This is a genomic window from Burkholderia sp., from assembly GCF_018375725.1.
GTDB lineage: Bacteria > Pseudomonadota > Gammaproteobacteria > Burkholderiales > Burkholderiaceae > Burkholderia.
This window is the reverse complement of record NZ_JAHACR010000171.1, coordinates 1-8902: the sequence shown is the minus strand read 5'-3', so window position 1 is coordinate 8902 and position 8902 is coordinate 1. Positions and strand designations below refer to the sequence as shown.

The window sequence follows — 8902 nt, the reverse complement described above, 5'->3', positions numbered from 1 at the left end:
GACGACGGCGATGTATCAGTTGCATCGCACGAAAGGCCGTTACGCACTGTGCACGATGTGCATCGGCGTGGGGCAAGGCATCGCGATCGCAATCGAGCGGGTGTAACGAAGACGCTTCGCATGTCCCTCGTGAATTTATGAAGGAGATACCGGATGTCCTATCAAGCGATTCAGCTGGATATCGATCACACCTCGTGCGTGGCAACGATCACCTTGAGCCGCCCGGACAAGCTCAACAGCTTCACGCGGGCGATGCACCGCGAACTGCAATCGGCGCTCGATGAAATCGAATCCGCCGGCGCGCGCGCACTGATTCTGACCGGTGCTGGGCGTGGCTTCTGTGCCGGCCAGGATCTCGCCGATCTCGACTTCACGCCCGGCACGACAACCGATCTGGGCGCATTGATCGACGCGCACTTCAACCCGCTGATCCGTCGTCTGCAGCGTATGTCGATCCCGGTGATCGCGTCCGTCAACGGCACGGCGGCCGGCGCAGGCGCCAATCTCGCGTTCGCGTGCGACCTCGTGCTGGCTGCGCGTTCGAGTAGTTTTATCCAGGCATTCGTCAAGATCGGACTCGTGCCGGACTCCGGCGGCACCTGGTTCCTGCCGCAACGCATCGGGATGGCGCGCGCACTCGGCCTTGCACTGACCGGCGACAAGCTGAGCGCGGAACAGGCCGAACAGTGGGGCCTTATCTGGCGCGCAGTCGACGACGACACGCTCGCCGCGACAACCCGTCAACTCGCCGCACAGCTGGCGCAGCAACCGACGCTCGCCATTGCCGCAATCAAGCAGGCCATGCGAGAGGGCATCACGAATACGCTCGATCAGCAACTCGACCTGGAGCGCGACCTGCAGCGCAGGCTGGGCCAGTCTCACGATTACGCCGAAGGCGTGCAGGCCTTCATCGAGAAACGCGCGCCGCGCTTCGAGGGACGATGACATGAATCGCGACATCGAAGGACTTAGTCCGGATGCGCTCGCGCAAGCCACGGCGCAAGCGATGTACGACGCCGACGCATGCAGTCGCGCACTGGGCATGGAGCTCGTCGAAGTACACCCCGGCTATGCGCGCATGCGCATGCCGGTGCGGCCGGACTTCCTGAACGGCCACCAGATCTGCCACGGCGGCTTGATATTCGCGCTTGCCGATTCGACGTTCGCGTTCGCATGCAACTCGTACAACGTGAATACGGTCGCGGCGGGTTGCTCGATCGAGTTCCTGCGGCCGGTACATGGCGGCGACGTTCTGACGGCTGAAGCGGTCGAGCAGACACGCAACGGGCGGTATGGCATCTATGACATTCGAGTGACGAATCTGGCCGGCGAAACGGTCGCGATGTTTCGCGGCAAATCTGCTCAGATCAAAGGCGTGGTGATTCAGGACGATCGCTGACGAACTGACCTGACGACAAGAAAATACTGGAGACACGCATGACTACCCCACTACCGCTCGAACCGATCGAGACTTCCAGCCGCGACGAACTGGCCGCACTGCAACTCGAACGTCTCAAATGGTCGCTCCGGCATGCCTATGACAATTCGCCGGTCTATCGGCACAAGTTTGACGAAGCCGGCGTGCATCCTGACGACCTGAAAACGCTCGCCGACCTGTCCCGCTTTCCGTTCACGACAAAAAGCGATCTGCGCGACAACTATCCGTTCGGTATGTTCGCGGTGCCACAGGACAGGATCTCGCGCATCCATGCATCGTCGGGCACGACCGGCAAGCCGACGGTGGTCGGCTATACCGCGCGCGATATCGACACCTGGGCAAACCTCGTCGCCCGTTCGATTCGAGCCGCCGGCGCGCGGCGTGGCGACAAGGTGCACATCAGTTACGGCTACGGACTCTTCACGGGCGGCCTCGGCGCGCACTACGGCGCGGAGCGCGCCGGGCTGACCGTGATTCCGTTCGGCGGCGGACAGACCGAGAAGCAGGTACAACTGATCCAGGATTTCCGCCCGGACATCATCATGGTGACGCCGAGCTACATGCTGTCGATCGCCGACGAATTCGAGCGGCAAGGTCTCGATCCCGCGCAAAGTTCGCTGCGCATCGGCATTTTCGGCGCAGAGCCGTGGACCAACGACATGCGCGTCGCGATCGAACGACGCATGGGGATCGACGCGGTCGACATTTACGGGCTGTCCGAGGTGATAGGGCCAGGTGTCGCGTCCGAATGCGTCGAGAGCAAGGATGGCCCGACGATCTGGGAAGATCACTTCTACCCGGAGATCATCGATCCCGAAACCGGCGAGGTGCTGCCCGACGGCGAACTGGGCGAGCTGGTATTCACGTCCCTGACGAAGGAGGCGCTGCCGATCATTCGCTACCGGACGCGCGATCTGACGCGTCTTCTGCCCGGCACCGCACGCACGATGCGCCGAATGGAGAAGATCACCGGCCGTTCGGACGACATGATGATCGTGCGCGGCGTCAACGTGTTCCCGACGCAGATCGAAGAGCAACTTCTCAAGCAACGCGCACTCGCGCCGCATTACCAGATCGTGCTGACGAAGGAGGGGCCGCTCGATGTGCTGACGCTCAACGTCGAGCCGTGCCCGGATACCGCGCCCGACGCGACCGCGGTCGATGCAGCGAAGCAGGCTCTCGCACACGATATCAAGGAGCTGATTGGCGTCACGGCGCGGGTCAACGTACTGCCGGTCAACGGCATCGAGCGCTCCGTCGGCAAGGCACGGCGTGTTGTCGACAAGCGCAGGGGTTAATAAGCCGTCATCGTGCCCGCCCGTGATGCGCGCACGAAAGGCCCGATCCGCGCAAGCGAGCCGCGCCCCAATGTCGGATACCGATCCAGCTTTGGGGGGACACAATGAAATGGCCAGCCCGCCCCTCACTCAGCGTAGTTCACCGGGCGAGGATCGGGCTGGCCATAGATTAGATTCATGAGCGAGTACGCGAAGAAGGTCAAAATCGCTGTCGCAACGGAGTCAGTGTTCCGAGCAAGTCGGGAGCCCTGCGATGCCATGCATCGATCCTGCCCCGCCCCTCTTCGTCAAACCTCCACGTCAAAACCCGCATCGCCGAGAATCGCCGCACCAGCACGCTGCTTCACGGCGATTGGCTGCCCAGGCCGCCCACGCCGGCTGACTCACGAATTCGGGAACAACAGCCACATCCGGCCGATCTGCTTCATCCGTCCCGCCTGGTCTCCAGCGTCGTCGCCCAGCCCCCAGAAATAATCTGCCCGCACACCGCCCTTGATCGCGGTGCCCGTATCCTGCGCAAATACGAGGCGATTCATCGGCGTGTTCGTGAGCGGCCGGGTCGTCTGCAGGAACACCGGTGTGCCGAGCGGAATCGACGAGGGATCGACAGCGATCGACCGCTCCGGCGTCAGCGGCACGCCGAGCGCACCGACCGGCCCCTCCGCGCCGCCGTGCGGCACGGCTTCCTTCGAAGGCATTTCGCGGAAAAACACGAAACGCGGATTCGTGTCGAGCAACGCATCGACGCGATTCGGATTCGCTTTCGCCCAAGCCTTGATGCCCTGCATCGTCGCCTGTGCGGGCGTGAGTTCGCCGCGATCGAGCAGCCATTTGCCGATCGAGCGATATGGCTGGTTATTGGTTCCGCCGTAGCCCACACGCATCACCGAGCCGTCGTCGAGCAGCACACGCCCCGACCCTTGCACCTGGAGAAAGAATGCCTCGATTGGATCGTCGACCCACACCAGTTCGTTGCCGTTCAGGATGCCCGCACGCTCGAGCTGCGCGCGCACCGGCAGCGCAGCGCCGGCACGATAGCCGGACGGCCAGCGGTAAAGCGCGGTTTGATAGGGGCCGCGCCGCACGCGCGAACCGTGCAGCAGCGGCTCGTAATAACCGGTGACGAGCCCGTCGAGCGTGCCGTCGCTGTTCGCGAACTGGAACGGCGTGAAATAAGCTTCAAAGAACGCACGGGCGCTGCCGACGTCGAGCTCGTCAAGCCGCTCCGCGGCCGCGCAGGCGCGATGCCACGCAGGCTGGCGTGCGAGACGCGCACAGTTCTGCCGCAGCGCCGCGGTCGCGCCGATCAGCGTGTCGTCCTGCCAGTCCGGCACCTGTTGCCAAGCGACCGGCGTGAGACGTGCCGCGGCGACCTGTCCCGGCACGATCGCCGCGCCGGTCGGCGGCTTCATCGACGACGTCCGCACCGGCGCGCCACCGCATGCGGCGAGCAGCGCCGCCGTCGCGACTGCCGCCGCCCACCCGGCCACCCGGGGTTTAAACCACATACAATGTCCGTTCTTGATGGAAACCGCCATGTCAGATCTTCTCGACCAATATCCGATGCTCATCTTCGCGCTGGAATCATTCCTTGCGCTCGCCCTGCTGATCTTCATCGTCGTATGGACGGCTTCGGGCAAGAAGAAGCGCGTCCGAAACGACCGCATGCCACGCTGATCGCGTCATCGCCGCACACGTGCACGCATGCTTAATGCAGCGTGCGGGGCATGTGCAGCGCAAATTCGTCGATCGGCGCCTCGAATCGCTCGCCGTCCTCGGCAACACAGAAGTACGCGCCGCGCATCGTGCCGACCGGCGTCGCAATCACCGCCCAGCTCGTGTATTCGAACTGCTCGCCGGGCTGCAGCAGCGGCTGATGGCCGACGACGCCGAGGCCCTTGACCTCCTGCACGTGGCTATCGCTGTCCGTGATGATCCAGTGACGCGCGATCAGTTGCGCCGCGACCTTCCCGGTATTGCGAATGGTCAGCGTGTACGCGAATGCGTATTGACGGCGTTCGGGGTCGGATTGTTCCGGCAAATAACTGGTTTTCACCGAAACGGTGAACTGGTACTGACTCATGGTGTTTCCGCTGGAGAGTGACCGGCCCGCGCCGGCATCGTGCGCGACTGCGCCGGGGCGCGGATGAACCGCCTTGGTTCGGCATTCTGCTTGATGCGGCAACGGGCCGCAACCGCGCGCCGCGGCGCGGGCCCCGGCGGTAGAATGGCGTTTTTGCGCCGCAGCCTCCACGCTCTCCACTCATGACCCAATTCCGCATCGCCCCCAGCATCCTGTCGGCCGACTTCGCGCGGCTCGGCGAAGAAGTCCGCAACGTGGTCGCCGCCGGCGCCGACTGGATCCACTTCGACGTGATGGACAACCATTACGTGCCGAACCTGACGATCGGCCCGCTCGTGTGCGAGGCGATCCGTCCGCACGTGCAGGTGCCGATCGACGTGCACCTGATGGTGCGTCCGGTCGACCGGATCATCCCTGATTTTGCGAAGGCAGGCGCGAACCTGATCAGCTTCCATCCGGAAGCATCGGATCACGTCGACCGCTCGCTGGCGCTGATCCGCGATCATGGATGCAAGGCCGGTCTCGTGTTCAATCCGGCGACGCCGCTCAATCATCTCGACCACGTGATGGATCGCCTCGATTTCGTGCTGCTGATGTCGGTCAACCCAGGCTTCGGTGGCCAGTCGTTCATTCCGGAAACGCTGAACAAGCTGCGCGAAGCGCGCGCGCGCATCGACGCGTATACCGAGCGCACCGGCCGCGAAATCCTGCTTGAAGTGGATGGCGGCGTGAAGGTCGACAACATCGCGGAAATCGCGGCGGCGGGTGCGGATACGTTCGTTGCGGGCTCGGCGATTTTCGGCAAGCCGGACTACCGCCAGGTGATCGAACAGATGCGCAGCGAACTCGCGACCGTCAAGCGGAGCTGACGCCATGGCCGACGTTCCTCAGTCCGTGCCTGACCTGGCAGGCCCAATCCGCTTCGCCTCGCCGCGCCTCGACGCCGCGTTGATCGACCTCGACGGCACGATGGTCGATACCGTGGATGATTTCACCGCCGGCCTGAACGGGATGCTCGCGCGGTTCGACGCGCCGGCAACGTCGCGCGACGAAGTGATCGGTTACGTCGGCAAAGGCTCCGAGCATCTGATCCAGTGCGTCCTGAAGCCGCGCTTCGCGGCGGACGAGGCAGCGGCGCGCTTCGACGACGCGCTCGCGATCTATCAGGACGAGTACGCGAAGATCAACGGTCGCCACACGCGCCTCTACCCGGACGTCGCGGCCGGCCTCGATGCCATGCGCGCCGCAGGCCTGAAGCTTGCGTGCGTGACCAACAAGCCGCGCCGCTTCGCGGTCGAGCTGCTCGAACAGTACGGACTGGCCGACCGGTTCGGCATCGTACTCGGGGGCGACAGTGTGTCGCGCAAGAAGCCCGATCCGCTGCCGATGCTGACGGCATGCGACGCGCTGGGCGTCTCGCCGGACACCGCAGTCGCGATCGGCGACTCGGAGAACGACGCGCTCGCCGGTCGCGCGGCCGGCATGGCGACGCTCACGGTGCCTTACGGCTACAACCATGGCAAGGCTATACAAACGATAAATTCGGATGGTATAGTCGATTCGCTGCTGGCCGCAGCCCGCGCGATCGCCGCGCACAACGCCGGCCAGCCAACCGTCTGATTATTTCTTCCATCCGCATGTTTCTGAATAAAAAACGGAGTCTGAGCAGCATCGACCGGGGAGCCTGGCCCTGGCGTCGCTGGTCGCGCTAACCTCTTCGATGAGGTACGCTGAAGCTCGTCTTCAGCGCCGTTTTTTATCTCGCTGCGCACCCGCGCGCCGATCGTCGTTTCACCTGCTTCGCTTCACAGCGCCCGAACCTGTCTATTCAGGGCCGGTGGCATGCATCCGACGCTCGCACTCCGGGCCGCGCCCGCCGGCAGGCACATCACCGACCGACCTCCCGCCGACGGCCGCACGCGCAGCGCCAAGCGATCCCCGGCGCATTCCGCGCCCGTCCCGAACAGGACCGGAACATGACTGAACTCGAATTCCAATCGCTCGCGAACGAAGGCTACAACCGCATCCCGCTGATTGCGGAAGCCCTTGCCGATCTCGAAACGCCGCTGTCCCTCTACCTGAAGCTCGCGCAGCCGGAACGCGCCGGCGCGAATTCGTTCCTGCTCGAATCGGTGGTCGGCGGCGAACGCTTTGGCCGCTATTCGTTCATCGGCCTGCCGGCGCGCACACTTGTGCGCACCCGCGCGGGCGTGTCCGAAGTCGTGCGCGACGGCAAGGTCGTCGAAACACACGACGGCGACCCGTTCGAGTTCATCGCATCGTTCCAGGCCCGCTTCAAGGTCGCGCCGCGCCCCGGCCTGCCCCGCTTCTGCGGCGGTCTCGCCGGCTACTTCGGCTACGACGCGGTGCGCTACATCGAGAAGAAGCTCGCGCACACCGCCCCGCACGACGATCTCGGCCTGCCCGACATCCAGCTGCTGCTGACCGAGGAAGTCGCCGTGATCGACAACCTCGCCGGCAAGCTGTACCTGATCATCTACGCCGATCCGGCCCAGCCGGAGGCATACACGAAGGCGAAGCAGCGTCTGCGCGAGCTGAAGCATCGCCTGCGCGCGACCGTCCAGCCGCCCGTGACGTCGCCGAGCGTCCGTACCGAGACGTTCCGCGAATTCAAGAAAGAGGACTATCTGGCCGCCGTGCGCCAGGCGAAGGAATACATCGCGGCCGGCGAGCTGATGCAGATCCAGGTCGGCCAGCGCCTGACGAAGCCGTACCGCGACAACCCGCTGTCGCTGTATCGTGCGCTGCGCTCGCTGAATCCGTCGCCGTACATGTATTACTACAACTTCGGCGATTTCCACGTCGTCGGCGCATCGCCGGAAATTCTCGTGCGTCAGGAAAAGCGCGGCGACGACCAGATCGTCACGATCCGCCCGCTGGCCGGTACGCGTCCGCGCGGCAACACGCCCGAGCGCGATGCGGAACTCGCGACCGAGCTGCTCAACGATCCGAAGGAGATCGCCGAGCACGTGATGCTGATCGACCTCGCGCGCAACGACGTCGGCCGGATCGCGGAAATCGGCTCGGTGCAGGTGACCGACAAGATGGTGATCGAAAAGTATTCGCACGTGCAGCACATCGTCAGCTCGGTCGAAGGCAAGCTCAAGCCCGGCATGACGAACTTCGACGTGCTGCGCGCGACTTTCCCGGCCGGCACGCTGTCCGGTGCGCCGAAGGTGCGCGCGATGGAGCTGATCGACGAGCTCGAGCCCGTCAAGCGCGGGCTGTATGGCGGCGCGGTCGGCTACCTGTCGTTCTCGGGCGAGATGGATCTGGCGATCGCGATCCGTACCGGCCTGATCCACAACGGCAACCTGTACGTGCAAGCGGCGGCCGGCGTCGTCGCGGATTCGGTGCCCGAATCCGAATGGCAAGAGACCGAGAACAAGGCGCGCGCGGTGCTGCGTGCGGCCGAACAGGTCCAAGACGGCCTCGACAGCGACTTCTGACCGGAGACTGACCATGCTGCTCATGATCGACAACTACGACTCGTTCACCTACAACCTGGTCCAGTATTTCGGCGAGCTGGGCGAGGACGTGCGCACCTATCGCAACGACGAAATCACGCTCGACGAGATCGCGCGCCTGAATCCCGATTCGATCTGCCTGTCGCCCGGCCCGAGCAACCCGCAACATGCGGGCATCACGCTCGACGTGCTGCGCGAATTCGCCGGCAGGAAGCCGATCCTCGGCGTGTGCCTCGGCCATCAGGCGATCGGCGAGGCATTTGGCGGCCGCGTCGTGCGCGCGAAGACCATCATGCACGGCAAGGTGAGCAAGATCGAAACCGACTGCCGCGGCGTGTTCGCCGACTTGCCGAAGCATTTCGACGTCACCCGCTATCACTCGCTCGCAATCGAGCGCGAATCGCTGCCGGAATGCCTCGAAATCTCCGCATGGACCGACGATGGCGAAATCATGGGTGTGCGCCACAAGACGCTGCCGGTCGAAGGCGTGCAGTTCCATCCCGAATCGATCCTGTCCGAGCACGGCCACGCGCTGCTCGAAAACTTCCTCAAGCAGGCCCGCGAAGCGGCCGCGCACACTGCCTGACCGGAGCGG

9 protein-coding genes are annotated in these 8902 nt (G+C 64.3%); 7 read left to right on the top strand and 2 right to left on the bottom strand.

What is annotated here, in order from left to right:
- Nucleotides 1–153: 153 nt before the first annotated feature.
- From paaG to paaK, 3 genes are read left to right on the top strand one after another with little or no spacing between them, the layout of a single operon-like run.
- Nucleotides 154–945, top strand: coding sequence for a 2-(1,2-epoxy-1,2-dihydrophenyl)acetyl-CoA isomerase PaaG (paaG, locus tag KH616_RS16720; RefSeq protein ID WP_292248328.1), 792 nt, complete (start codon nt 154–156; stop codon nt 943–945).
- 1 nt (nt 946) lies between these two features.
- Nucleotides 947–1399 (top strand): hydroxyphenylacetyl-CoA thioesterase PaaI, encoded by a 453-nt coding sequence (gene paaI / locus KH616_RS16715; protein ID WP_292248326.1) that lies wholly within the window; start codon nt 947–949, stop codon nt 1397–1399.
- A 38-nt stretch (nt 1400–1437) separates the two neighbouring features.
- Nucleotides 1438–2736: a phenylacetate--CoA ligase PaaK gene (gene paaK / locus KH616_RS16710; protein ID WP_292248323.1), complete on the top strand. Its 1299-nt coding sequence runs from the start codon at nt 1438–1440 to the stop codon at nt 2734–2736.
- Nucleotides 2737–3119: 383 nt separating this feature from the next.
- Here paaK and KH616_RS16705 read toward each other — a convergent pair whose 3' ends face one another.
- Nucleotides 3120–4352, bottom strand: coding sequence for an MltA domain-containing protein (locus KH616_RS16705; protein WP_292248320.1), 1233 nt, complete (start codon nt 4350–4352; stop codon nt 3120–3122).
- 92 nt (nt 4353–4444) lie between these two features.
- Nucleotides 4445–4819 carry a Co2+/Mg2+ efflux protein ApaG gene (apaG, locus tag KH616_RS16700; RefSeq protein WP_292248317.1) on the bottom strand — a complete coding sequence of 125 codons (375 nt, stop codon included), beginning with the start codon at nt 4817–4819 and terminating at the stop codon, nt 4445–4447.
- Between the two features lie 182 nt (nt 4820–5001).
- Here apaG and rpe point away from each other — a divergent pair, with 182 nt between their 5' ends.
- The 4 genes from rpe (at nt 5002) to KH616_RS16680 (ending at nt 8893) form a co-directional block, all read left to right on the top strand.
- Entirely contained in the window at nt 5002–5688 is a 687-nt protein-coding gene (gene rpe, locus KH616_RS16695) for a ribulose-phosphate 3-epimerase (protein WP_292248315.1), read from the top strand.
- 4 nt (nt 5689–5692) lie between these two features.
- Nucleotides 5693–6439, top strand: a complete 747-nt coding sequence (locus KH616_RS16690; protein ID WP_292248312.1) for a phosphoglycolate phosphatase — start codon at nt 5693–5695, stop codon at nt 6437–6439.
- A 356-nt stretch (nt 6440–6795) separates the two neighbouring features.
- A complete protein-coding gene (trpE, locus tag KH616_RS16685) occupies nt 6796–8289 on the top strand; it encodes an anthranilate synthase component I (protein ID WP_292248309.1) in 1494 nt (497 codons plus the stop codon).
- Between the two features lie 13 nt (nt 8290–8302).
- On the top strand, nt 8303–8893 hold the full coding sequence (locus KH616_RS16680; protein ID WP_292248306.1) for an aminodeoxychorismate/anthranilate synthase component II: 591 nt from the start codon (nt 8303–8305) through the stop codon (nt 8891–8893).
- Nucleotides 8894–8902 lie beyond the last annotated feature (9 nt).